Annotated in this window: 23 protein-coding genes and 1 tRNA gene; 13 read left to right on the top strand and 11 right to left on the bottom strand. The window is 54.3% G+C overall.

The window, feature by feature from the left end; translation table 11 throughout:
• Positions 1-43: 43 nt before the first annotated feature.
• Entirely contained in the window at positions 44-259 is a 216-nt protein-coding gene (locus IPH75_04930; protein MBK7141407.1) for a hypothetical protein, read from the top strand.
• A gap of 24 nt (positions 260-283) precedes the next feature.
• On the opposite strand, the gene IPH75_04925 is transcribed toward IPH75_04930, so the two are convergent.
• Both IPH75_04925 and IPH75_04920 read right to left on the bottom strand, forming a co-directional pair.
• Positions 284-367, bottom strand: a tRNA-Leu gene (locus tag IPH75_04925).
• 75 nt (positions 368-442) lie between these two features.
• Positions 443-2,578, bottom strand: coding sequence for a PBP1A family penicillin-binding protein (locus IPH75_04920; protein MBK7141406.1), 2,136 nt, complete (start codon positions 2,576-2,578; stop codon positions 443-445).
• Between the two features lie 197 nt (positions 2,579-2,775).
• On the opposite strand from IPH75_04920, the gene IPH75_04915 reads away from it, so the two are divergent.
• Genes IPH75_04915 through IPH75_04900 form a run of 4 tightly spaced genes read left to right on the top strand, consistent with a single transcriptional unit; the run spans position 2,776 to position 7,415 of the window.
• The gene (locus IPH75_04915) at positions 2,776-4,050 is read left to right on the top strand and encodes a tyrosine--tRNA ligase (protein ID MBK7141405.1); all 1,275 of its coding nucleotides are present in this window, start codon (positions 2,776-2,778) and stop codon (positions 4,048-4,050) included.
• A 59-nt stretch (positions 4,051-4,109) separates the two neighbouring features.
• Positions 4,110-5,555 carry a tetratricopeptide repeat protein gene (locus IPH75_04910; protein MBK7141404.1) on the top strand — a complete coding sequence of 482 codons (1,446 nt, stop codon included), beginning with the start codon at positions 4,110-4,112 and terminating at the stop codon, positions 5,553-5,555.
• Positions 5,527-5,730 (top strand): hypothetical protein, encoded by a 204-nt coding sequence (locus tag IPH75_04905; GenBank protein ID MBK7141403.1) that lies wholly within the window; start codon positions 5,527-5,529, stop codon positions 5,728-5,730. The genes IPH75_04910 and IPH75_04905 overlap by 29 nt, the downstream gene beginning before the upstream one ends.
• Positions 5,727-7,415 (top strand): Ig-like domain-containing protein, encoded by a 1,689-nt coding sequence (locus IPH75_04900; protein MBK7141402.1) that lies wholly within the window; start codon positions 5,727-5,729, stop codon positions 7,413-7,415. The genes IPH75_04905 and IPH75_04900 overlap by 4 nt, the downstream gene beginning before the upstream one ends.
• Positions 7,416-7,483: 68 nt before the next feature.
• Here IPH75_04900 and IPH75_04895 read toward each other — a convergent pair whose 3' ends face one another.
• The 5 genes from IPH75_04895 to IPH75_04875 all read right to left on the bottom strand — a co-directional run bounded on the left by IPH75_04895 (position 7,484) and on the right by IPH75_04875 (position 11,112).
• Entirely contained in the window at positions 7,484-8,104 is a 621-nt protein-coding gene (locus tag IPH75_04895) for an OmpA family protein (protein MBK7141401.1), read from the bottom strand.
• A 107-nt stretch (positions 8,105-8,211) separates the two neighbouring features.
• Complete coding sequence (locus IPH75_04890) at positions 8,212-9,036, bottom strand: carbohydrate ABC transporter permease (GenBank protein MBK7141400.1); 825 nt, start codon at positions 9,034-9,036, stop codon at positions 8,212-8,214.
• Entirely contained in the window at positions 9,030-9,902 is an 873-nt protein-coding gene (locus tag IPH75_04885) for a sugar ABC transporter permease (GenBank protein ID MBK7141399.1), read from the bottom strand. Before IPH75_04885 ends, IPH75_04890 begins: the two co-directional genes overlap by 7 nt.
• Complete coding sequence (locus IPH75_04880) at positions 9,889-10,572, bottom strand: extracellular solute-binding protein (GenBank protein MBK7141398.1); 684 nt, start codon at positions 10,570-10,572, stop codon at positions 9,889-9,891. Before IPH75_04880 ends, IPH75_04885 begins: the two co-directional genes overlap by 14 nt.
• A gap of 15 nt (positions 10,573-10,587) precedes the next feature.
• Entirely contained in the window at positions 10,588-11,112 is a 525-nt protein-coding gene (locus IPH75_04875; GenBank protein MBK7141397.1) for an extracellular solute-binding protein, read from the bottom strand.
• 108 nt (positions 11,113-11,220) lie between these two features.
• Here IPH75_04875 and IPH75_04870 point away from each other — a divergent pair, with 108 nt between their 5' ends.
• From IPH75_04870 to IPH75_04835, 8 genes are all read left to right on the top strand, one after another.
• Entirely contained in the window at positions 11,221-12,018 is a 798-nt protein-coding gene (locus IPH75_04870; protein ID MBK7141396.1) for a hypothetical protein, read from the top strand.
• Entirely contained in the window at positions 12,018-12,641 is a 624-nt protein-coding gene (locus IPH75_04865; protein MBK7141395.1) for a hypothetical protein, read from the top strand. The genes IPH75_04870 and IPH75_04865 overlap by 1 nt, the downstream gene beginning before the upstream one ends.
• Positions 12,638-13,441, top strand: coding sequence for a hypothetical protein (locus IPH75_04860; protein ID MBK7141394.1), 804 nt, complete (start codon positions 12,638-12,640; stop codon positions 13,439-13,441). Before IPH75_04865 ends, IPH75_04860 begins: the two co-directional genes overlap by 4 nt.
• Positions 13,441-14,052 carry a hypothetical protein gene (locus tag IPH75_04855; GenBank protein MBK7141393.1) on the top strand — a complete coding sequence of 204 codons (612 nt, stop codon included), beginning with the start codon at positions 13,441-13,443 and terminating at the stop codon, positions 14,050-14,052. The genes IPH75_04860 and IPH75_04855 overlap by 1 nt, the downstream gene beginning before the upstream one ends.
• A gap of 268 nt (positions 14,053-14,320) precedes the next feature.
• Entirely contained in the window at positions 14,321-15,118 is a 798-nt protein-coding gene (locus IPH75_04850; protein ID MBK7141392.1) for a DUF72 domain-containing protein, read from the top strand.
• Positions 15,119-15,199: 81 nt separating this feature from the next.
• Positions 15,200-16,129 carry an ATP-binding cassette domain-containing protein gene (locus tag IPH75_04845; protein MBK7141391.1) on the top strand — a complete coding sequence of 310 codons (930 nt, stop codon included), beginning with the start codon at positions 15,200-15,202 and terminating at the stop codon, positions 16,127-16,129.
• Positions 16,122-17,435 (top strand): ABC transporter permease, encoded by a 1,314-nt coding sequence (locus tag IPH75_04840; protein MBK7141390.1) that lies wholly within the window; start codon positions 16,122-16,124, stop codon positions 17,433-17,435. The genes IPH75_04845 and IPH75_04840 overlap by 8 nt, the downstream gene beginning before the upstream one ends.
• A gap of 51 nt (positions 17,436-17,486) precedes the next feature.
• Entirely contained in the window at positions 17,487-18,470 is a 984-nt protein-coding gene (locus tag IPH75_04835; protein MBK7141389.1) for a D-alanyl-D-alanine carboxypeptidase, read from the top strand.
• A 363-nt stretch (positions 18,471-18,833) separates the two neighbouring features.
• Here IPH75_04835 and IPH75_04830 read toward each other — a convergent pair whose 3' ends face one another.
• From IPH75_04830 to pnp, 4 genes are all read right to left on the bottom strand, one after another.
• Positions 18,834-21,332: a leucine--tRNA ligase gene (locus IPH75_04830; GenBank protein MBK7141388.1), complete on the bottom strand. Its 2,499-nt coding sequence runs from the start codon at positions 21,330-21,332 to the stop codon at positions 18,834-18,836.
• Between the two features lie 62 nt (positions 21,333-21,394).
• On the bottom strand, positions 21,395-22,153 hold the full coding sequence (locus IPH75_04825) for a polysaccharide deacetylase family protein (protein ID MBK7141387.1): 759 nt from the start codon (positions 22,151-22,153) through the stop codon (positions 21,395-21,397).
• The gene (locus IPH75_04820; GenBank protein MBK7141386.1) at positions 22,140-23,327 is read right to left on the bottom strand and encodes an insulinase family protein; all 1,188 of its coding nucleotides are present in this window, start codon (positions 23,325-23,327) and stop codon (positions 22,140-22,142) included. Before IPH75_04820 ends, IPH75_04825 begins: the two co-directional genes overlap by 14 nt.
• A gap of 114 nt (positions 23,328-23,441) precedes the next feature.
• A complete protein-coding gene (pnp, locus tag IPH75_04815) occupies positions 23,442-25,532 on the bottom strand; it encodes a polyribonucleotide nucleotidyltransferase (protein MBK7141385.1) in 2,091 nt (696 codons plus the stop codon).
• Positions 25,533-25,537 lie beyond the last annotated feature (5 nt).

Here is a 25,537-nt window from a genome sequence, read left to right as displayed (position 1 = left end):
CCACAAATACTTCCTCTCTCGGGAGGCCGGGCGCGATGTCGGCATGGCTTACGCCATTGCTCACTGGCTGGTGAATCATGCTGAAAAGTGGCGGCATGAGAGACTGCGCAAGGATCTGGAAGAACAGTGGAAAGAGATCGAAAAACACAAGTGGATAGAATCGGAGAAGGCCGGCACCGATCTCGGTGCTTCAGCCGCTATGGACTGGATCCAAAAGCACGCCGCCGACTGGCGACGTCGCCGCCACAAACAAACCTGATTCAACTGTCCGCTGGATTTTCTCTGCCGGAGGTCGGAATCGAACCGACATGTTCTTGCGAACGGGGGATTTTGAGTCCCCTGCGTCTACCAATTTCACCACTCCGGCAAAAGTCAATTTGAACCCTGAAAGTATACTCCCGCCCTAAAACTGTCAATAGAGAACCATCAGCAGGGAAGAACTTCAAAAATGAGAACGGTCGTCCTTTTTTCGACGGTCCGGCTCCCCAAACCGGTACCCGCGAGCCGGATGGAGATGGCATTCCTCTGTCGGCTGGTTATCCTCGCGGAATACCTCGCTCCGGACATTCGGGCAACGGTGCGTTGCCAACTCACCGGATTCCGGGCAGATATCGAGATGCACTATCCCTTCCGGCTCCTCGAATTCCATGATTGGCAGCGAATCATGCGCCGCCAGCATATACTCGGTCCAGACCGGAACCGCGTTACGACCACCATCTTCGGACTGGCCGAGCGAAGTTTTGTCGTCAAACCCGACCCAGACTCCGGCCGTTATCTGTGGCGTAAACCCGACAAACCAGTTGTCGCAGAAATTGTCCGAGGTCCCCGTTTTCCCCGCCGCTGGCCGGCTGAAGCCCATCGCGCGAGCACGTACCGCCGTCCCGGCATCCACCACAGACTGCAGCATATTCGTCATGATATAGGCGGTTTGCGACGACAGCGCTTCCTCTTTCTGCACCGCCGTATTGTCCTCAAGTATTTTCCCGTATCGGTCCACTATCCGGTGGACTATGCGATAGGGGATATGTATCCCCTTGTTCGGGAACGTCGAGATCGCCGAGGTCAGCTCGATGACTTTGACTTCGCTCACGCCGATCGCCAGGGAAGGGACAGCCTGAAGCGGCGAAGTGATCCCCATCCGCTTGGCATAGAAGATCGCCTGCTCCGGGCCTACATCCAGAAGTAACCGAATACTCGCCAGGTTGCGCGACTGCCGCAACGCATCCCGGATCGTGATCGGCCCAAGGAACTTGCTGTCATAGTTGTGCGGACGCCATTCACCGGCGCCCGGTATGTTCAACACCAGAGGATTATCATCCACGATATCCGTCGGCTTATACCCGTTGTCAATGCACGCCGTATACACAAACGGCTTGAATGATGACCCCGGTTGTCTGAGCGCCTGCACCGCGCGATTATATTCCGACTCCCGGAACGACCGCCCACCCACCAATGAGATCACATCCCCATTCTCATTGTCAATCGCAACAAACGCCCCCTGCACCAACTTCGGCACTCGCGTTGTCTTGCCCGTGACACTGTCTGTCACCGCTATCGTATAGTCCGGATGTTTTGTCCCGCGTTCTTTGCGGATCTCTTCGCGAAGTTCATCTATCTTCTTGGAAATCGCATGATCCGCCACGCGCTGAAGGCCTGCATCGAGCGAAGTGTATACCTTCAAACCACCATTGTAGAGGATCGTCTCGCCATACTTGTTCAGGATATACTGGCGAATCGTCTCGGTGAAATAGGGAGCAATACCTTCGTTTTCTGTCGGCAGAGCGGTTTTGATCGGCTCCTCTTTGAGGCTGTCAAAAGTCACTCGGTCGATATGCCCCTCTTCGTAATAACTATATAGAACGCGATTCCGCGCCTTGAGCGCCTTGTCCGGATTGTTGAACGGCGAATTGATATTCGGACCCTTCAGCAATCCGATGATCACCGCACACTCTTCGACATTCAGTTGCGATACCGGCTTGTTGAAAAACAGATGTGCCGCCGCCGCGATCCCATACGCCCCCCTGCTGAAATAGTACTGGTTGAGATACATCTCCAGTATCTCTTCCTTCGAATAGGTCCGTTCTAGCTTGATCGCCGTGAGCGCTTCCTTGATCTTGCGCTCGAGCGTCTGGCGCTGGTTCAGGAATAGCATCCGCGACAACTGCTGCGTTATCGTTGATGCCCCCGCCTTGATCTCAAGATGCAGAATATTGGTGAACGCGACTATCGCCACTCGCCTCAGATTGATCCCCCAGTGGTTATAATATTGCTGGTCTTCCGAGGCCAGCAACATATCGATCAACGGCTTTGGCATGTCCGCAAACGGCGTCAATGCCCGATTCTCCGAATAGAACTCCTTGAGCAGCACACCATTCCGGTCGTACACCCGCGTCGAAAGACTCGGCTCTATATTGTGGAGTTGCTCGAATGACGGAAGTTCAGATTGGTAGACGTCGTATGTCTTCGCCACTAATAGCACAAACAGGATCATCAGGATACCGGCAACCACTACCAGTATATTCCGGATCCGTCGCTGCATCGTTGCGGAATGAAGATCGATCTGGGGGAACCAAGCCATGCGGCCTATTTACCACCTTTGATGAAGCCCAGTCAAGGTAAAAGACGAACCGTGGTAAGTCATTACCTGATTGCTTTTTGCTCTCATTTTTGCTATGCTCTGACCTATCCGGGCGGAGTTCGGCATACCGCCTTTGGCGTAAGTCTCGACTATTATATGCCGATATTCTCCTTGAGTTGACCACGGAGGTGACATTCTTGACCGCCACATCGTTTGAACCCTGGGTTGAGTCCGAATTCGATCGGCAATGGAAGCTGATTTCCCGCGGAGCAGTCGACCTCCTACCCCTGGACGAATTTCACCTCAAACTCAAGCGCGCTATCGCCGAAAAACGCCCCCTCCGCGTCAAGCAAGGCTTTGACCCGACCTCACCCGATATCCACCTTGGTCATACTGTCGGTATCCGCAAACTCAAAACTTTGCAGGATCTTGGGCACCAGATCGTCCTGATCGTCGGCGATTATACCGCCTCTGTCGGCGACCCGTCCGGCCGCAATTCGACTCGCCCACAACTGAGCTACGCCGAAATTCTCAAAAACGCCGAGACGTACGAACAACAGTTCTTCCGGATACTCGACAAATCTAAAACCGAGGTCCGCTTTAACGGCGAGTGGTTCAAAAAGATGGAGTTCCTTGAAGTCATGAAGTTAGCCGCGCAATACACTGTGGCCCGGCTACTTGAGCGCGATGACTTCACGAAACGCTTTAAGGCGAACGAACCGATCTCCGTGCACGAACTGCTCTATCCGCTTATGCAGGCGTATGACTCGGTCGCCATCCGCTCCGATGTCGAACTCGGCGGTACCGAACAGAAATTCAACCTTCTGGCCGGTCGTGTCATTCAGGAAGCCTACGGTGTCGAACCCCAGTGCATCCTCACCCTGCCGCTCCTGGTCGGAACCGACGGCATACAGAAAATGTCGAAATCGCTCGGCAACTATGTCGGCATCACCGACACTCCAAAAGAGATCTTCGGCAAGGTCATGTCCATTCCCGATGCCTTGATCTACGACTACTTCGAACTGGCTTCTGATGTAGACTTGCAACGATTGGCCGAGATAAAAACGCTTTTGGCAGACAAGACGACCAATCCGATGTTACTGAAAAAAGAACTCGGCGAACGTCTGGTCGAAATGTACCATCCCTCCGGTTCCGGTAAAGCCGCCCGCGACGAGTTCGAGCGCATCTTCTCGCAAAAGCAGTTGCCTGACCAGATCGAGCAGATCAGCCGTACAGAGCTTGAAAAGCACGGCATAACGGGGGAGACCCCACTTCTGGTCGCCATCCTTACCGCGGCAGGGCAGACCAAGTCGAATGGTGAGGGGCGCCGCCTTATCGAAGGTGGCGGTGTGCATATCGGCGACCTCAAGATCACTGACCCAAATTTCGCCTTTGATTTCAATAAGGAACTCGCCCAGGGGGAAGTGATTCTTAAGGTCGGAAAACGACGGTTCCTGAAGATCACCCGCTAGGATTCCGACTGGACCGACGTCTGTATAATGAGAAAGTGATCGACAAGGCAAGTTACGGAATGAAACGAACTCTCCATACCCTCGCGCTGATCGTTGCGCTCCTCGGTTTCTCGGGATCCACCGCTCGGGCGCAAGTGCCGCCGGATACCGGCACGCAAGTCATGCGCATTACCCTGGCGAACTTGACCGCAGCTGGCCAAAGCTTTAACCCGCTTGCGTACAACGCATTTGTTAACGCCGTTCTCCTCGAGCAGATGGGAGACCTCTACAGCGCCGCCGAAAACTATAAGATCGCACTTGGCTATTATCCGGAGTCGTACGAACTTGGCTACTCGTTGTCCGAGGTTTACTATCGCCTCCGCGAACCGGAAAAGGCCCTCGCTCAACTTGCCTTCCTGAAAGAACTCGATGCTTCCGGATATCGCCTTCAGGCCGCCTGTTATCAGGCTCTTGGCAACCCCGACCTCGCGCGCCGCGCCTTTCTCAATCTGGTTAGTCTCGAACCGGATAACGCGCAGGCTTTTTCATTTCTTGCCACGGCCTACCGTGCGCGCAACGATATCGACTCGACTCTCTGGTCATATGCAAATCTTGTCCGCATCGACCCAACCAACTATCGCGTCTGGAACGAAATGGGTCGCGTTCAGGCACAGCGAGGGGAGATCCCCGCGGCCAAAGAATCCTTCCAACGTTCCATCGAGGCGAGCCCTTCTCCTGACAATATGATGTCGGTCGCCGGGCTCGGCGAGATCTACTCGCTGAACAACCAGCCCGACTCCGCCGAACTGATCTACAAGCGAGGACTGGAGATCGACCCGGAGAATATCCTCCTGCATCGCCAAATGGTCGGCCTGTATGTCGATCGCGACTCATTCTTCCTCGCCTTGCCACACGCCAGGAAGATCGTCGAACTGGCACCGCTCGATCGCCCATCGGTCCGAAGACTCGCCCTCCTCTATTTCCGCGTCGATTCTCTTAACCAGGCTGACTCAATATTCAGCGATCTGGTCCGCGGCGGGGAAGAGGCAGTCTTCAATCACTACTACCTCGGCCACATCGCGATGTTCAAGAAACAGTACGAACGTGCTCGCGATGAATTCCAGCGGGTCGTCGCTGTCGAAGATACCTCTGCACAAAACTGGATCGATCTCGCCTTCGCCTTTCGTCAACTCAAGAAACCCGAAAATGAGTTGAAGTGCTATCAGGATGGCCTCGCAAAAGTCAGATCCGCCGCCGACACGTTACGAATTACATTTGCGCTCGGCGCGTTTCATGAACAGCAGGGAGATATTCCCGAGGCTATCACCGTCTTTGAATCGATCCTCAAAGCCGACTCCATGCAGCACCAGGCCCTCAATTACCTTGGCTATATGCTGGCCGACCGGGGAGAGAAACTTGATTATGCCCGCACGCTGATTGAAAAAAGCTCTCGCTCTTCAGCCCGCCAATGCCGCTTATCTCGACAGCTACGGCTGGGTGTACTACAAATTGGGCATGTACGATGAAGCGCTGATCCACTTGGAGAAAGCGGCCGGTATGGTCTCCGATGCTACCGTCTTCGATCACCTTGGTGACACCTACAAAGCGGTACACTCCGAAGACAAGGCACGCCTCTGGTGGCAACGCGCCCTCGATCTCGATTCCAGCAACGCAATCATCAAGGAGAAACTGGGGAAGTGACCTCTTCCGGTCGGGCTCCCTTCAACTTTCTCGCCGGACTGACCATTCTCAGTCTGATCGTCCTGCTCAGTTGCGCCGAGGTCCAGCTTCCTCCCGGCGGTGAACCGGACAAGCGTGCTCCTCGCGTTGATTCAACCCTCCCGGCCAATGGCTCGACCGCCGTCCCCTCTGGCAATACCATCGAGATTTATTTCTCTGAGCGGGTCCAGTCATCCACCGGTAAACAGATATATATTTCACCGCGACCTGCCGCAGACCCAAAGATCAAGTGGCACAGCGACCGGCTCTCCATCACATTGGCTGAACCGTTCGCACCCAACCAAACCACCGTCGTTTCGCTCGGCTCCGGTGTCACCGATCTCCGCAATAACCGGCTCGACAGCTCCATGACCATCGCTTTCAGCACTGGACCGACTCTTGACTCCGGACGAGTCGCCGGACAGATCCTTTCCGGCAATGCCCCTCAGGCCGGTATGTTGGTTGGATTGTGGCAAGAGGATCGGCTCACCGATTCAATCCCGCTCGACTCACTTTATCCAGACTACCTGACCGTGACTGATGCCAAGGGGTACTTCACCTTCAAGTTCCTTCCCGATCTTCAGAACCGCTTGATCGCCTTCATTGACAAAAACAAAGATGAACGCTTTGGCTCCAAGCGCGAAGCATTCGCCATCCCGGACCGTCCAATTGCCGTTGGGGGAGATATTCTCATCGACAGCCTCGTCATGGCAGTGACTACCTCGGACAGCTCCGCCATCGGGATTGTCTCAGTCAGTTTTAACCTGAGTGGAATGGCTCGCATTCGGCTGTCGGACATCTACTCAATCGAGTATCTGCGGACTCATCTGTCCGATGCAATCCTAACATCACTCGCAGACTCTCTGCAGATCTACCCGGCGTCTGCCATGCTTGAGAGCGAGGATATGCTCTCTTCGACCGTTACCCTCGCCTACGGGCGAATTCCTGCCGGCGCCTATTCTTTGGTTCTCCCATTAAGAGCTGACTCGAGTCTCGTCTACGATAGCTTGAATGTCCGCGACCTCCCCGATACCGAACCCCCGACTATTATTCAACATCTCCCGAGCGACAGAGCTATATTTGCCACCGATGTTTCTATCTCGCTGACATTCAGTGAGCCGCTTGACACCAGCAAGTTCGGTCCGGAAACCATCCAGCTCGTTCATTCAGATTCTGTTCTGGTAGCGACCCGCAATCAATGGCGAGATCAACTCCATCTTGAGATCATTCCTGACACTATGCTCGATGGACACACGTATACCTTGCGCCTCTCCGAGTTTGAACTCGTCGACCTGGCTGGCAACCCCTTTGGAGATTCTCTGACTGAGTTTGTGATAAAGACCCTGAATACCGATTCGCTCGGCCTCGTTTCGGGAACCGTTGCCATCAGGTTGAGGGAGAAGATCACCGACCCGGCCGTTCTTGTTTTTCGGGAGATCACCAATAAGTACTCCGACACCGTGGCCGTGAAGGGGAAGGAATTCAGCCTTAACGTCCCCGCCGGCAAATACCTTCTCTCGGGTTTCATTGACTCCAATCGCGATGGTACCCGCAACAGCGGCTCGCTCCATCCCTTCAGCCTTGCCGAGACCTCCGCCATTCATCGCGATACCATCTCCGTCCGGGCTCGTTTTGAGACTACCGGCATCGAGATGATCTTCAAATAGTCGCCACAGAGAAAAGCCGCGGATCTTTCCGCGGCCGTCTCAATTCACTGATCTGTTAAGATTTCCTGCTACTGTCCGGGCGTTGCCTGTGCTGTCTCCGGCGATGGTGGCGCCCAGACCGTCACGGTCACCCGACGTTGCTTCGAATTGGAGCGACGTTCATCCGTCAAGCCAGTTGCCTTCTCTTTGCCATGCGAAACCGTGAACATCCGGAACATCCCGATACTGAAACTATCGCCGATATACCGCTTCACTGCATCTGCTCGACGTTGTCCCAGGACAAAGTTGTATTCGCGACTACCTGTCCTGTCGGTATACCCGGCGATCTCAACAATTGACCGGGGTCGCGCCATTAGCTCACGGCCTGCTTCGTCCAGGACCACCTGGCCATCCGGTTCGACATCATACTGGTCGAACCCAAAAGAGACCTCGCCTTGCCAGACTACTTGGTACTTTTCGAACCCGGCAGCCTGGTTGATTGCCATGTCTGTCTTGCGGGATAGTTCCGCCGCCAACGACTGGAGTTGCACTAATTGCTGTGCATTGTCGTCGGTTCGTCCTTCCAATGTCGTCAAACGGGCCGCAGCGCGCTCCTCTGCCGCTGTCACCTGCTCATTGACATACTTTTTGTTCGCCCCGCATCCGATTAACAGGAGCGGAACTGCCATTATGGCCAGCGTACGCATCATGGGGAATCTCCTTTCCTGTCCCTTATATGCAGTACATACGAATCTCGATGATTTTTGAGACTACCGGTTGCTCGTGTAGGAATAAATCGGAGATACTCGTGCGAAGGCTATTGCTTTATCGCTCCGGCAGTTATGCCGGACACAATCCGCCGCTGCAGAAAAATGAAGAGCACCAGTACCGGAAGCACCGCCACCGTAGAACCCGCCATCAGGTGTTGCCAGTCAATCGCCTGATGTCCCTGGAGCATCGCCAGCCCAACCGGCAGTGTCCTCACCGACTCGCTTTGCGTCAGGATATACGGAAAGAGGAAGGAGTTCCAGTTCGTGAAAAACACCTGAATCGCCAGTACCGCCATAGCCGGCTTACACAGCGGCATCACGACCGTAAAGAGAATGCGAAGTTCTCCCGCACCATCGATCCGGGCTGCCTCTTCCATCGATCGGGGAATCGACTCGATATACTGCTTCATGAGGAATATCCCGATCGGGTTCACCACCCACGGCAAAATAAGCGCCCAGTAGCTGTCGTAGATCTTCGCCTTGACCGCCATCAAATAAAGCGGAATAATGACAATATGTGCCGGGATCATCAGGATGACGATCACCGAAAAGAAGAGCAGCTTGTTCGGCAACGTCTGATACCGTGCCAGAGCATAAGCCACCATAAACCCAAACAGCAGATTCCCGACCGTCACCACCAGTCCGACCAGGATCGAGTTGAAGAAGTATCTCCCCATACTGGTCTGCTCGAACAACCCAATATAATTCTCCAGCGTAAAACTGCCGCTGAACAGACCGATATTACTCAGCGACCCCGATTCCATCAACGATACCCGCACCATCCAGCCGAACGGGAAGAGCATCCCAATCAGGATAGCGCCCAACACGGCGTACCGTATCGTCTGCCCGACCGCCCCAACTCTCCCTACCATCCGTACTCCTTCCGCTGCCGGAACAACAGGAACTGGGCGAGGGAGAAGATCCCAATGATCACAAACAGAATATATGCCGCTGCCGAAGCATACCCGAATTCAAACCGCGTCGTCATCCCGCGTTCATAAATGAAATAGACCGAGGTCAACGTGTCGAACTTCCCCTTGGTCATCACGAATATCTCAACAAACACCTGGAATGACTTTATCGAATTGATAACTATAATGAATAGCGCCACAGGCTTTAGTAGAGGGAGCGTGATAGATAAGAACTGGCGCATCGGCGATGCCCCGCTCACCTCCGCCGCCTCATACAGCTCATCCGGTATCGACTTCAGCCCCGCGAGAAAGATCAGCATGTAGTACCCGACCGACATCCAGACATCCATCGCCATGATCGCATACAGCGCCGTCCCGCTATCGTAAAGAAATCCGTTGGTCGGTACATCCAGTCCAACCATCTGCGCCAGCATCGCCAGGTATCCATCCCGGCTGTACAGATTGCAGAAGATTAGGGAGACCACCACCAGCGACGTGATCGATGGTACAAAATACCCGGCGCGAAACAGCCCCCGCCCCTTAAACTCTCGATTGACCAACAGCGCAAGCAGCAATGCCGCGACGGTTGTCACCGGAATCGTACCAAACGCGAATATGAATGTATTCTTGAGCGCACCAATGAATTCAGGATCGTTGAAAAGACTGCGGTAATTCTGCCAGCCGACCCAATTGTATTCAGGGTCCAGCAACTGATAGTCGGTAAACCCCATCAGGAAGGAATAGATGAGGGGGAAGGTCCAAAAGAGGAGGAAGGTCACCACCCACGGAAGGGTATAGAGATAGGCAATGAACTTATGGCTTCGCATTCCGCCGCTTGATCTCCATGATCTTGTTGTTGGCGTCTCGGAGCGCCTGAGCGGGGAGACCCTTGCCAAACAGTGCGTCCTCTACCGCCGCCTCGATCGCATCCTCATACGCCGGCCAGTTTGGGTCAACCGGTGGGTGAATCGAATTCCTCATCTGCTTGATGAATACATCCAGGATCGGATTCGATGAAAAATACGCGTCCTTCTGAGTCACTTTGCTCGATGGGTTGGCTGAACGGTTGGCCCTACAGAACGCCAATTGCGCTTCAGGCGAAGTCATGAAATCAATGAACTTTATCGATGCATCCTTCTTGGAGGATTTTGCATTCACCGCCAAAAACTCACCTCCCAAAAACGACCGTCCCGGGAATCCCCAGCCCGGCATCAGGAATGCCGCAAGATTGATATTCCTCTTTTCTAGTTCGACTCGCTTCAACAGCCAATCTCCGGAAATGATAAACCCGATCTTGCCATCCAAAAACGCATCCTCGATCGACCGCTGATCCCCCACAAAACTGATTGAGTCATGGATCCGCTTGTAGAAAGTCAGAGCGGCGATCGCATCCTCCGACGATATGATGCAATACTTCCCATCTTCCGTGAATATCTGCCCGCCCCATGACCAGAAGAACGGGAGAAATTTCTTATAGAGTCGATGCTTCTCTGCCACATTAGAGCCCCATCCTTAGATCCCGGGCCCCAGCTTGGCGATCTTGTTCATCGCATCGCGCCACTGCACCAACTCAACCGGCACAAAATCCTGTTTATGCCCAGCTCTATTTAGCAGGTCGCGATTGGCGAACAAGACCCGCGTCCCCAATATCCATGGTTTGGCGTACAGCTTCCCCTGATATGTCGACATCGACCAACCGGAAAACTCACCGCTATCTGCCGACATATCCGAACCGATCTCCGCCAGATGCCCTTTATCCGCAAATTGCGCGATCCAATCCGACCCCAACTCCATCACGTCGGGCCCTGTCCCCGAAGCCATCGCGATCACAATCTTCTCCTGGCCGTTCGCCCAGGTCAGATCTGTGACATTTACCTGGATATCCGGATTCCCCTTTTCAAACGCCTCGACCAGCGAATCGATCGTCGGTTTGATCCCCGGATCAGTCCAGAATTGCCACCACTCGATTGTCGTAGCGGCCGTCGCCGACAGACTCACCAGCAGAATCGCGAATACAATAACGAGCATACGGTACATGCGGATATTCCTCTTTGCTTTGCGGCCAAAATATAGACTCTCACCAGCACCGGCGAAAGAAAAAAAACTTTAGTTGCTTTCAGTCTCCAACAGGTCTAAAGTCACTCCATGATCCTGCTGGTTCCGCCAACTCCTGATCCGTGGTTTGACATCGTCAAACTCCCCACCTTGATCGCCGCGATCATTGCGATCATCGTCGTGCTTTATACCACCTATCACAAAGCCAGCCGTGACAAATATCGTCCACGTCCCATCGCCGGCCTGCGAGCGGTTGATGATGCCATCGGCCGCGCCACCGAAATGGCCCGTCCGGTTCTTTTTACTCCTGGATGGGGGGGAGATATCCAGCGTCCGACTACCATCGCCTCTATGAATATTCTTGGCCAGGTCGCAGAAAAAACCGCCCAATATGACTGCCGCTTGCTGTATCCGACACATGACCCGGTCATCCAGTCGGTCGCTCAGGAAGTGATCCGCGAAAGCTACGTCCGCACCGGCTACCCGGACCGCTTCCGCGAAGACGACATCCGCTTTGTTTCTACCTCTCAATTCGGCTACGCCGCCGCAGTAGAGGGGATGATCAGCCGACAGCACCCGGCCGCTGTCCTTCTGCTTGGTACCTTTGAGGCTGAATCGCTTATCATTGCTGAAACTGGCAATTCAGTCGGCGCCATTCAGATCGCCGGAACCGACTCAACCATCCAGCTCGCTTTCTTCATCGTCGCCTGCGACTACACCCTGATCGGCGAGGAGCTTTTCGCCGCTTCCGGATACCTCTCCGGTGACCGGGCGATCCTCGCTTCAGTGCGCGCGCAGGATATGCTTAAAGTTATCATCGTTTTGGTGCTGATTGCGTCGATAATCTGCGCCTGGATTATCCCCACTGCAACCTGGTGGAAGTTCTAATGTCACGCCGCGTTGCCCAGATCGTCTGTGCCATCTTTGGCATCGCCATGTTTCTACTATTTTTTTCGCCACACCCGACCGCGCGCGCCATTACGCTTTCGATTACCACTGAATACTGGCAACTGATATATGCCTCCGCTCTGATCGTCGGGACCATCTCATTCCTCCGGGTTAACCTGAAAAACATCCAGCGCGGCAACGACACGATCTATCGCGTCGTCTCGATTATCGGCCTGCTTGCCATGCCGGTCTGCGCCATCATCTGGGGCATCAACGTCGGCTCACCCTTTATGTGGACCTTCGAGAATATCCAGGTCCCGATGCAGTCTACTGTCTTCGCCTTGCTCGCCTTTTTTGTCGCTTCGGCCTCATTCCGTGGTTTTCGCGCACGCTCACTCCCGGCGGCTGTCCTTTTGCTCTCAGCCGTCCTCATACTGATGAGCCGCTCATGGGCCGAAGGGGAGATCGCCAACGCCTTGATCTCCACCGCCGATTGGGTCCGAAGTTACCCATCTATGGCTGCTCGACGTGCCATTCTGATCGGCATCGGCCTCGGCTCACTCACTACATCGCTTCGCGTGATCATCGGCATTGAGCGTACCTGGCTGGGAGGTGGAAGATGAAACTCGAACCCAGACACTACACCTTCCTCGGTCTCCTGGTTGTCGTTTTTGGCTCGATGCTTCTCGGTATTCGTCCCGAGGTTTCCATCTCCGAGGAAACCCGACGGATGCATGCCTACATCGACTCACTTCCTGAAGGCTCAACCTTGATCTATTCCTTCGACCATGAATCCTCTTCGCTTCCGGAGATCCGACCTGCCGCTCTCGCCCTGCTTCGTCACTCCTTCAGCAAAGGGCACCGTATTGTCGGACTCGCCTTGTTGGCCGAGGGTACCGGCATTGGCTATCGCCTGATGGATATGGTGGCGCATGAGCAGAATAAGCAGTACGGCTCCGACTGGGTCTATCTCGGATTCAAACCGCAGTACATCGCGGCCATACTCTCAATGGGAGAATCACTTCAGAAAACCTTCCCGCAGGACTATCTGGGACATCCGTATGACTCACTCGCTCTCCTGTCTGGGATAATTAATTACTCGCAAGTAAACGCGGTCGTCTCCATTGGCGATGGCAACATGGCGGTCCACTGGATAGAATATGGCCAATCTCGTTTTGGCGTAACCATCACTTCAGCCATGACCGCCGCCATGGTCACCACCTACGATCCGTACATTTCATCCGGCCAATTGCATGCCCTGATCGGCGGACTCCGGGGTGCCGCCGAATATGAGACGCTTTCCGGACAGAGTGGGGGAGGGCTGCGTGGCATGTTGGCTCAGGCTTCAGCCCATGTATACGTCCTCCTGCTGATCCTCGCCGGGAATGTTATCTATTTCATCGCGCGACGGAGGGGAGCCTGATGGATATCAACACCCTCATCGCCGCTATCCTCACTATCGCGATACTCACCTTCCTCTATCGCGACAATCCGGTCTACAAAATGGCCGAATATCTGCTAGTCGGTGTCTCCATCGGCTACGCCCTCGTCATCGCCTGGACCAGCACAGTCATGGACTTGCTGGTTGAACCGCTTGCCGATGGCAAACTCTCACTCGTCTTTCCGTTAATTCTCGCGCTCATGATGTTCGCGCGCATTTTCCCCAAAGCCGCTCCGATCTCCCGCATTCCGCTCGCTATCCTGATCGGCTCCGGTGCCGGCGCAGCGATCCCGGCCATGCTTGGCCCACGCATCCTCAATCAAATGAATGACACAGTTTTCAGCACGGTGGGAGGCACCGGAGAAATCAGCGTCTCCGGTCTGATCGTCGTGATCGGGCTATTCGCCACACTTTCATACTTCTATTTCAGCCGACCACAAACCGGAGCTCTCGGTATTTCATCTAAGATCGGCACCTACTTTCTGATGATCTTTTTTGGCGCCACTTTCGGCTATACGGTCATGTCCCGGATGTCCACCTTTATCGGACGTGCCGAATTCCTTCTCTCCGATTTTCTCGGACTCTTGCGATAGGGGAGAGGACCCGATGCTCTGCCGTAAATGCAAGATCGGAATGAAAGAGCAGGGGAGAAGCTTTCACAAACAGCGCAAGTGGATCTGCCCAAAATGCGGCAAAGTCAAATTCCAGAAACTATCCAAACCCTGACCTTTGACAATTTCCCTTCTCCCTCTGGGAGAAGGTGGCGCGAAGCGCCGGATGAGGGAAGTCTGAATATCACATCTAATAACCACCCCACCTCCAACCATACTTTTTCCCGCGATTTCCCATTATATTCCGCTCATGCAGTCCGATCTGATTCAATCCGCCGACATCCGCGTCGGTACCTCTGGCTATAGCTTTGCCGACTGGATCGGCCCGTTCTACCCCTACCATATCCCCAAAGGGAAAATGCTCGACTATTATGTTCAGCACTTTCCGACAGTCGAGATCAATTCAACTTACTACCGCATCCCACATCCGGCCGTCATGTACAACATGGTGAAAAAGGCACCTCCCGGCTTTGATTTTATGGTCAAAGTTCCCCAATCGTTCACTCACCACCGCAACAGCATGGCCTCTGAGATCGACGCATTCAAAGAATCAATTCGCCCTATGGTCGATTCCGGCAAGCTGGCCGGTCTGCTTGCTCAATTCCCTTATTCTTTCAAACGGTCCCCGGAGGCTGAATCGCATCTGCTTGCCTGCTGCGAGGCGGTCGCGCCTGCCAAACTTTTCGTTGAATATCGCCACAGTAGCTGGAGTAGTATATCGGTGGTTGAAAAAATGAGAAGGGAAGGGGTCGGCTACGTTTCCGTCGATGAACCCGACCTTCCCGGCCTGATGGACCGCTCGGTTCACCTTACCACGGACACCGCGTATGTTCGTTTGCATGGACGAAACGCCGATGGCTGGTGGGTGTCCGGCGAACAGCGCTACAACTACCTTTATTCGGAGTCCGAACTCGAAGAATGGCGGCAACGAATCGAGGCGATCCGCAACAAGGTCGCCCGAGTATACGTATATTTCAACAACTGTTACGATGGCAAAGCAGCATCCAACGCACTCGATTTCATTAAGCGGCTCAATCTCGACCGCTGATTGCCTGTTTTTGTTGACGGCCGCCTCTGGCACTACCCATACTGATAAACCCTAACCAAAGAAAGCGAACACGGGACGCCCATGTACCTTGAATTGGATCAGATACGCAAAGAGTACGACGGCAAAGTCGCGGTGGAGCGCCTCTCGCTCCAGGTCCCGCGTGGTGCCATCTACGGCATCATCGGCCCGAACGGAGCAGGGAAGACCACTACCATCCGCATGGTAATGAACATCACCGCCCCCGATTCAGGAAAGATCCGCATTAACGGCAACGAACGCCCCAACGATTTTACCAACCATATTGGTTATCTTCCGGAGGAACGCGGCCTCTACAAGAAAATGACCCTCGAGCAGGTCATCATCTATATGGCCGAGCTGAAAGGGTATTCCCCCGAGAAAACCCGCCCCAAGATCGACCCTTGGCTCGAACGCATGCAGCTCTCCGGCTATCGCACCCGCAAAGTCGAGGAACTCTCCAAGGGGATGCAGCAGAAACTGCAATTCATCACCACCATCGTTCATGAACCGGAACTGCTCATTCTTGATGAGCTTTTCTCCGGCCTCGATCCGCTTAATACCGAGTTGATCAAGAATATCATCCTCGACTTAAAACGGGCCGGCACCACGATCCTTTTTTCAACCCATGTCATGGAACAGGCCGAAAAACTCTGCGATAACCTCTGCATGATCTCGCGGGGCCAGAAAGTGATCGATGGCAAACTCACCGACATCAAGGCCCGCTTCGGCAAAAACGCCGTGCAGATCGAGATCGATGGCGATGGTTCTTTTGTTGGGTCAATTCCCGGTGTCGCCGCCGTCTCCGACTTCAATCGGTATATGGAACTCCGCCTCGCCCAGGGAGCCGATCCAAGCAACATCCTTCGGGCGATAATCGAAAAGGTCTCTGTTCGACGGTTCGCTATTGTTGAACCCTCGCTCTACGACATCTTCATCGAACTGGCCAAAGTCGATCCCAAGGAAATGCAGGGTCAGGAGGTGACCAATGTCTAAGATCTGGATAATAGCCAAGAACGAATACGAACAGGTCGTCAAAAAGAAATCCTTCATCGTCGGACTCCTGTTGACCCCGGCCATCATGGCCGCATTCATCTTTATCCCGTCGCTTATCGCTGAAAAGAAGGCCAGCAGCACCGAATCCATGGCCGTCATTGATTTCTCCGGAACGGGCGTCGGACAAGAGATTGCCTCCGATCTGGCGGAATTCCGTCTCCCCGATGATTCCACGGCACCGTATTATGATATCGACCTGGTGGTTGCTCCGCCTGAACAGTTTGCCAACGCCACTCCCATGCTCGATTCCGTAAATCATCTGGTGAATGAGGAAGAGCTGAAATACGCCCTGGTCGTCAAAAACGCCTCGCTGACCGATACTAGTGTATATGCCATTACGAACAGTGATGATTTCGTCAGCCTCTCCCGATTTGAGAACATCATCTCCAATCGCTTCTCGACCAGGAAACTGCATCTCTCAAACGTCAATCTGCCGGTCGATTCTATCATGCAACTGACCGAACGGATCGACCTCTCTTTGATGAACACCCAGGGAAAAGAGGTCTCGATCAAATTCAAGTACTTCTCCATGATGCTGTTTGTCATGACCATGTACGGCATGATCCTCGGATACGGGATGCAGGTGATGCGCTCCGTCATCGAAGAAAAGACCACCCGCATCATGGAAGTGCTCGTTTCCTCCGTCACTCCGTTCCAACTCCTGATGGGAAAAGTCTTGGGACTCGGCGGCGCCACCTTTACTTCTGTTGCGGCCTGGATGCTTATGGGTGGGATCTTCATGGGTGGCGCAAGTATCTTCGCCATGGAACTCGACCCCGCCATGACCTCCTCATTCTTTAATCCGTATGTCGCCATCGCTTTCACGCTCTTCCTGGTCTCCGGCTACCTGCTTTACTCGACCATTTATGCCGTCATCGGCGCGATCTGCACCACGGAGAAAGAAGCGCAGAATTTCCATTTCCCCATCATCATGGCGCTCATTCTCCCCATCATCATCGGCTTCCGCGTTATGCAGGATCCAAATTCAACACTACCGGTAGTGCTTTCGTTTATTCCGATTCTCACTCCGACCATGATGATGATGCGCGTCGCTTTCATGGCTTCCAGTGCCGGCGCGTTCTCTCTTTTTTCGCCCATTATGTTGCAGATCATTCTTGGATTCCTCATCGTGATCGCCGCCACCATCGGCGTTATCTGGGTGGCGGGCAAGATCTTCCGCGTTGGCATATTAATGTATGGAAAAAGAGCCACTTTGGCCGAAGTTATTAAGTGGATTCGATATTAAACTGTATTACTATTGTGGGACTATGTTCTGGAATGATAGGACAATGAAAGCATGAGGCTCGCCTCCTGGATCAGCAAAGTTCTGATCGTCCTGGCAGGAATTCTCCTGCTGGCGTTTAATCAGATCGATGTGCTCGAGGGCGCCAACCATGTCGAGGCCAAACTGGTCACGGCAGGGAACTACGCCTTTGATTTCGAGACCGTCAAGGCCAATGGTCCACGCCTCAATCTCCGCTCCGCCATTTTGGTCAACTATGAAAATGGCGATGTCCTCTACGCTAAAAACGCGGAAATGACTCACCCGATCGCCTCGATCAGTAAACTGGTCGCGGCGATGGTGGTACTGGATAATGTCAAGGACTTCAACGCCCGCCAGTCGGTCAGTAAGGAAGATGCCGTCAAGTCGTCGTTCTCTCGTTTACGGCCGGGTCATGAGCTTTCGCTCCGTGACTTGCTCTATACCTCATTAATGATATCCGACAACCGCGCCACCCGAGCTCTGGCGAGAGCCACCGCTGGTTCACTGACCTCGTTTGTCGACCTGATGAACACCAAAGTCCGCGCCCTCGGCCTCGACCATACTGTCTTCTTCGATCCGACTGGTCTCGACGAACGCAATGTCTCAACCGCTCATGAGGTCGCTATCATTCTGCATCACGCCTACACCTATCCTGAGATCGCAAGAATCACGGCCCTCAAAAAGCAGACGGTTTATATCAAGCGGGGTCGCAAGACCTACAGCCTTCAGCTCGGCAACACCAATCGCATGATGGATGCCCCTTATCGCGTGTTGGCTGGCAAAACCGGCTATATCGATGCTTCTCGCTATTGTCTCGCTTCCATGGTTCAGGATGCCGGCGGCCACAAGCTGACTTTGGTCGTCCTCGGAGCCCCTGGCGGTTCGACCCGCTTCCGCGAAGCTCGCAAACTGGCCACGTGGGGATTCAAGGAAATAGGCGGGGGAGAGCCGGTCGTTCAACCCAAGGCCGCTCGTACGAAGACAAAGTCTAAGACTCCTCGCTCCAAAAAAACGTAATACGCTCGCTAGTGCTCAAGCCTGAAGCCTCTTTATATAGGAGGCTTTTTTCATGCCCAGCACGCCGTATTACATTTCCAAAAAACTCCCCAAAAACAGGACACACCTCAAACGCGCAAGGGCCTGGAAAAACCCGGATTAGACATCACAGCTTGTGATCACCTCGGGCGTTTGTATGACACGAAGGGGGACGTCAAAGTAGGGATTGATTCACCGCCCGACTCCAAACACCGAGCCACCTGCGAACCTTATCCTTGAGATTGGTTGGTGCGTCCTATAAGATATATTATGTTAACCCGTACACCAAAAAGAAACCCGGCCTGACTGACCGGGTATCTGATAGTTCGAACCTGAGGCCGCTCCCTAACCCTTCACCACTATATTAAGGAGTCTCCCCGGCACATATATCTTCTTCAGTATCTGCTTCCCATCGGTAAAACCACGGACTTTCTGACTCTCAGATGCCGCCGCCTCTACCAGTGCCTGATCCGCGTCGGCCGGAACTGTCACGGAATCCCGAAGTTTCCCATTCACCTGGACCGCGATCTCGATCGTATCGCCGACAATCGCCGCCGGATCATATTCCGGCCAGCTCGACTTGAAAATCGATTGGCTGAACCCGGCTGATTCCCAGATCTCCTCGGCCAAATGCGGCGCCAGCGGCGCTATCAATTGGACCGATTTCAGTACTATCTGGTCATTTAGTTCATCAGTCTTGATTTTGGTCGAGTCGTAATCCCGCGTCAATTCCATAATTGCCGCGATCGCCGCATTAAACTGCAGCCGCTCGAACGACTCTGAAACGCGCTTGATCGTCTGGTTCAGCTTTACATAGATCGACCGTTCGTCCGCGTCCAGTTTCTCGAGGTTAAAGTATCGCTTTAAGTCTGGTCGCGAGCCGCGATACTCCTTGAGGATCGGCACCATCCGGTTCAGGACGAACTTCTCCACCCCGGTGATAGAATCCGAGCTCCAGAGCACCTCTTTTTCCGAGGGCGCCGTGAAAAACATCGCCAGCCTGGTCACGTCGGTCCCGCGGCTTTCCATCAGCGTGATCGGTGAAACCACATTCCCTTTGGATTTCGACATCACCTCGCCATGGGCATCCATGACCATCCCGTGATTGAACAACCGAAGCGCCGGCTCCTCGCACTCGGCCCACCCGATATCCTTCAGGAACTTGGTGAAGAACCGGAAATAGATCAAATGGCCGGTCGCGTGGGTGATCCCGCCGATATACAGGTCGACTGGCATCCAGCGACGCGCCTTGTCCTTATCCCAGGGCGTCGCCGAATTCTTCGGGTCCAAATACCGGAGGAAATACCACGACGAGCAGACAAACGTATCCATCGTATCAGGATCCCGCTCAGCCCTGCCGCCACATTTTGGACATCTGGTATTGATATACTCCGGGACATCCGCCAGCGGCGACCGCCCCTTCGGCATATAGTTTTCGACCTTCGGAAGCACCACCGGCAACTGCTCATCCGGAACCGGCTGCTCACCACATGTGGTGCAATGAATGATTGGAATCGGCGCCCCCCAGTAACGCTGGCGGGAGATCGACCAATCCTTCAACTTGTAGTTCACCTTCCGACGCCCAAACCCTTGTCCCTCGGCAAATAGCGAAACTGCCGCGATAGCCTCTTCCCCGGATTTCCCGTCGAATTGTCCCGAGTTGACCATCGGACCAGTTTCCGTGAACTCGTCAGCTAACGCATCGGCATCCAGCGACATAGCTGTGCTATGCGAAATCACTACTTTAATCGGAATGCCATACTTTTTGGCGAAAGCGTAATCACGTGTGTCATGCGCAGGAACCGCCATCACAGCCCCGGTCCCATAGCCGGCCAATACATAATCAGCTACCCAGAGCTGAACCCGCTCACCGTTAAATGGGTTGATTGCGTACTTGCCGGTGAAGACACCGTCTTTCTCCAACGTTGCCGCCGCCCGTTCGATATCCGACCGCCCCGCAACCAGCTTCTGGTACTCCTTGACCTTCAGGGCATACTCCGGCGCCAGCTCCAGCTTCTGCAACAGCTCGGCCTCCGGCGAGATCGCCATAAACGTCACACCGAAGATCGTATCTGGCCGGGTCGTGAAAATTGCCAGCTTCTCCCCCGACCCCTCGATCTTAAAGTCGACCTCCAACCCATAGGAGCGCCCGATCCATTCCTTTTGCATCGTCCGGACATTCTCCGGCCAACCCGGCAGTTTGTCCAGGTCGTCGATCAGACGGTCAGCGTAGTCGGTGATCCTGAAATACCATCCCATCTGGTCTTTCTTTTCGACTAGGGTCCCACACCGTTCGCAGCGACCTTCCTTTACCTGCTCATTTGCTAGGACCGTTTTGTCCTCGGGGCACCAATTAACGAACCCCCGTTTCCGGTACGCCTTCCCCTGCTTGAACAACTGGATGAAAATCCACTGGGTCCATTTGTAATAGTCAGGGGCACAGGTCACCACTTCGCGCGACCAGTCAAACGCGATTCCTACCTTCTGAAGCGTCGACCGCGATACCCCGATATTCTTCTCCGTCCACTCCGATGGATGAATATTCCGCTGAATCGCCGCGCGCTCTGCTGGCAACCCGAACGCGTCCCAACCAAACGGGTAGATTACTTCCTTCCCCAGCATCATCTGGAGGCGCGCTACCGCATCACCAATGATATAATTCCGGAAATGCCCCATATGGATATCTCCGGAGGGATACGCGAACATAACCAGCATGTAAAACTTGTTCTTGGGGTCAGGAGAATCGGAACCGCGAAAAGCCTGATCTTTCTCCCAGCGTGCCTGCCACTTCGCCTCGATTGCGGCGAAATCGTATTTTTGTCCCGTTTTTATCGGTGTTGTCATACCTTTTCCTTCAGTAACCTCAAGAACCTATGGTAGTAAGAACGGCAATCACCCGCAAGAGTTTAGTCCAACCGCCGCATGCGGTTGAGGAGGATTGTCCCACCCGATAACTGATTGGTAATGGAGACTTTGAGAGCCTCGATCCGATGCCACACTCCCTGACCCATCTTATTCCGGATCGTCAACATCGTGTCATATCCATACACCGGAATGCGCCCCTGGGATAGCACATGATCGCTCGACATCGGCAATGTCATGGTATATCCGGCCGTATAACCTGCCCATTCCGCCGCCTCAAGCACCATCTCATTATGGCGCCCGAACGGATAACTGATTGCCGTGATCTCTCTGGCCGCCAGATCGCTCAGAATCTCACGCGACTGTCGCAATTCCATCTTGAGCTTCCGCTCCGATGCCGCGGTCAGGTCAACATGACTATGCCCATGCGAACCGAATATCACTCCAATATTTGCCAGTTCCCGGATCTCTCGACGTTCCAAATGCGGCTCGCGTCGAAACCAATGACTGTAATCCCAGCTATTTGGTTTTCCGATCCATCCGGTCGGCACGAATATGGTCGGATGAAATTGGTATCGGTCCATGAGGGCTGGAAGATTGTTTGCCAAGTGCTGGTATCCGTCATCAAACGTCACCGTGAACCTGGTCCCGTTTGAGTTCAGCCGATGGAGCAATTTTGCGAATCGTTTTGGCGAGTAATTAGTAGCCCCAAACGAAAACGACGCCTGCAGCTTGTGAAAAACCAAGACTGCTGGCGCCGCGTGCTCGACTCCTGATTGAGTCACTCGGTCAGAATGCGCCATCCAAAGCGCCTTTGGGGACTGGCCCCAGCACCGCCGCTACCGCGCGGGATTCATCGAATATTCGATTCGCCAGATCCTGCAACCGCTTTGCCGATACTGCTTCGATCTCCGTGACCATATCGGTCAACGGCTGATAGCCGCCGATCAGCAACTCCTGGCGTGCCAGCCGATTCATTCGGCTGTTCGTCGATTCCTGGCTCAGGATCAAATGCCCCTTCATCTGCGATTTGAGCTTATTCAGATCCGAGGTCGCCAGCTTTTTCTTCCGCATATTCTTCAACTCGGTCAGGATCAAGTCGACACCTTTGTTGAGATGCTTTTGGTCTGTCCCGAGATAGATGCCGAATATTCCGGTATCGCGATAGAAATCATTGAAGGTATACACCGAATACGCCAGCCCACGATCCTCTCGGATCTTCTGGAACAACACCGAGGACATCCCGCCGCCCAGATATGAACTGAGCGCCAGCAAGGTCATCCGCTCGGTGGATTCATATGGCAACGCCGGGAAGCCAATACAAACATGCGTCTGCTTGGAACGGTTCGACTCGATATTGATCTTCAGTGTCGCCGGTTCATTTGCACGAGGCGCGGGCGCCGATGCCCCCTCGCCGAATTTGAAATGCTTCTTTACCAGCGCGACTATTCGTTCATGACTGATCGACCCAGATGCCGCGATCACGATCGATTCGGCGCGATAGTTCTTCTTGACGAAATCAACCACTCCGGGACGAGTCAACCCCTTGATGATCTCCTGCGATCCCATGATCGGCTGACCCAAGGGGTGTTTCCCCCAGAAGGTACGCGAGAAAACATCGTGGATCTTATCCGAAGGATTATCCAGCGCCTCTTTGATCTCCTCGCAGACAACCTGCTTTTCGCGATTGACATGCTGTGCAGTCAATGTCGCATTGCAGGTCAGATCCGCCAGGACATCCACCGCTATCGGCAGATGTTCATCGAGAACCCGGGCATAATAGCAGGTCTGTTCGCGCGAAGTGAAGCCGTTGAGGGAACCGCCTAGCGTTTCCAGAGCTGCTGCCAATTCCCGTGCTGATCGCTTGTGCGACCCCTTGAACAGCATATGCTCCACGAAATGGGAAAGCCCATTCTCTTCCGGTGTCTCATTTCGCGATCCGACATCAACCCAGACGCCGATCGCTATCGAACGCACTGATGGCAGCGTCTCCGTAACGATACGGAGCCCATTTCTGAGCTCCGTCTTGCGATATACGCTGCCATCTGTGATAGAATGCTTCTTGTGTGCGACCATATCGCGGCTTCTCGCCTAGGCATCCTGCTTCTGCGTCAGGAGCGCTTTGCGAGAGAGGCGGATCTTCCCGTCACCGTCGACATTGATCACTTTCACTTCCATCCGGTCACCCACCTTGCAGATATCTTCCACGCGACGAACGCGGTTGACATCCAGCTCGGAAATGTGCACCAGACCATCGGTCCCCGGAAGGATCTCGACAAACGCGCCGAATTCGGCGATCCGTCGCACCAGACCATTGTATGTCCGGCCGATCTCCGGCTCTTCGACGATCTCCTGGACGCGGGCCAATGCGCGACGTCCGGCTTCGCCGTCGACCGAGGCGATCAACACCGTGCCGTCATCGCTGATATCGATCTTCGCGCCGGTCTCTTCGATGATCGCGCGGATCACCTTGCCACCGGGGCCAATCACCTCACCGATCTTCGACGGATTGATCTTCAGTATCAGGATGCGTGGCGCGTACTCGGACAACTGGTCGCGATGCTTCGAGATCGTGCGATTCATATTGTCCAGAATACTCAAACGCGCGACCCGGGCGCGATCAAGCGCCGTCCGCATCGTCTCAACATCCAATCCCTGGATCTTGATATCCATCTGGATCGAAGTGACGCCATCTTTCGAACCGGCTACCTTGAAGTCCATGTCGCCGAAATGATCCTCGTCACCGAGAATATCGGTCAACACGACCGTCTTGTCGTTTTCCTGGATCAACCCCATCGCGATGCCCGCGATCGCCGTCTTGATCGGCACACCGGCATCCATGAACGCCAGCGATGCTCCGCAGACCGTCGCCATCGAGGACGAACCGTTCGATTCCATGATATCGGACACCACTCGTACCGTGTACGGGAAGTGAATCTCCGACGGGATCACCGGGATCAACGCCCGCTCGGCAAGATTGCCGTGACCGATCTCACGACGGCTGGTGCCGCGGATCATCTTCGTCTCGCCAGTCGAGAACGGCGGGAAGTTGTAATGCAGCATATAGCTCTTGGTCGACTCGCCTTCGAGTTCGTCCAATCGCTGCTCATCCATCTTGGTCCCCAGGGTCACGGCCACCAACGCCTGCGTCTGTCCACGTGTGAACAACGCCGAGCCGTGCGCGCGCGGAAGCACGCCCACTTCGCAGGTGATCTCGCGAATGTCATCTGGCCCGCGGCCATCGATTCGCTTACCCGTATTCAGGATCATCGAGCGCATCGAGTGAGAATCCAGCTCTTCCAGAACGTTATTGATCGCGTTCTTTTTGTCCGGGAACTCAGGCTTCAACGTCTCAAGGATCTCTTTCTTCAGGGCCCGCTTGGACTCCCGACGAGTATCCTTGTCGGCGATCCGGTTGAAATCGTCATACTTCTTGCCGGCGAGTTCTTTGACGCGAGCTTCGATCGCCGCATCCTTCACCACCGGCGTATAGGAAAATTTCTTCTTCCCTACCATCGCCGCCAGCTTCTCGATCTGCGCGACCACCTGTTTGATATGCTCGTGACCGAACATCAGCGCCTGGATGATATCCTCTTCCGAGACCTCGCCCGCCGCGCCTTCGACCATCGCGATACTATCGGCAGAGCCGGCCATCGTGATATTGATATCCGCTTCCTCAAGTGTGTCGATCGTCGGATTGATCACAAACTGCCCGTCGATACGGCCTACGCGCACGCCGGCGATCGTCTTCTGCATCGGAACATCCGATACCGCGATCGCCGCGGCCGACCCGATCAACCCAAGGATGTCGGTGTCGTTTTTCTGGTCGTGTGATATGACGTAGCAGATGATCTGCGTTTCGCCATAATAATCGTCCGGGAAAAGCGGACGGATTGGGCGATCGATAATACGCGCGGAAAGGATCTCCTTCTCCGACGGACGCCCCTCACGCTTGAAGAACCCGCCCGGGATCTTACCCGCGGCGTATGACTTCTCACGATATTCGACTGTCAGCGGGAAGAAGTCCTGCCCTTCCTTGGGCTCCTGCATCGCGCATACCGTCGCGACCACCATGGAGTCCGCATACTGTACCGTCACGGCGCCGTTCGCCTGTTTCGCCATCTTGCCGGTTTCGATGATCATCGTCCGGCCGCCAATTTCAAATTCTACTCTATGTGCCATAAATG

The sequence above is a fragment of the bacterium genome, from assembly GCA_016708025.1.
In the GTDB taxonomy this organism is placed as follows: Bacteria; Zixibacteria; MSB-5A5; order GN15; family FEB-12; genus FEB-12.
This window is presented reverse-complemented; position numbering and strand designations above follow the sequence as displayed.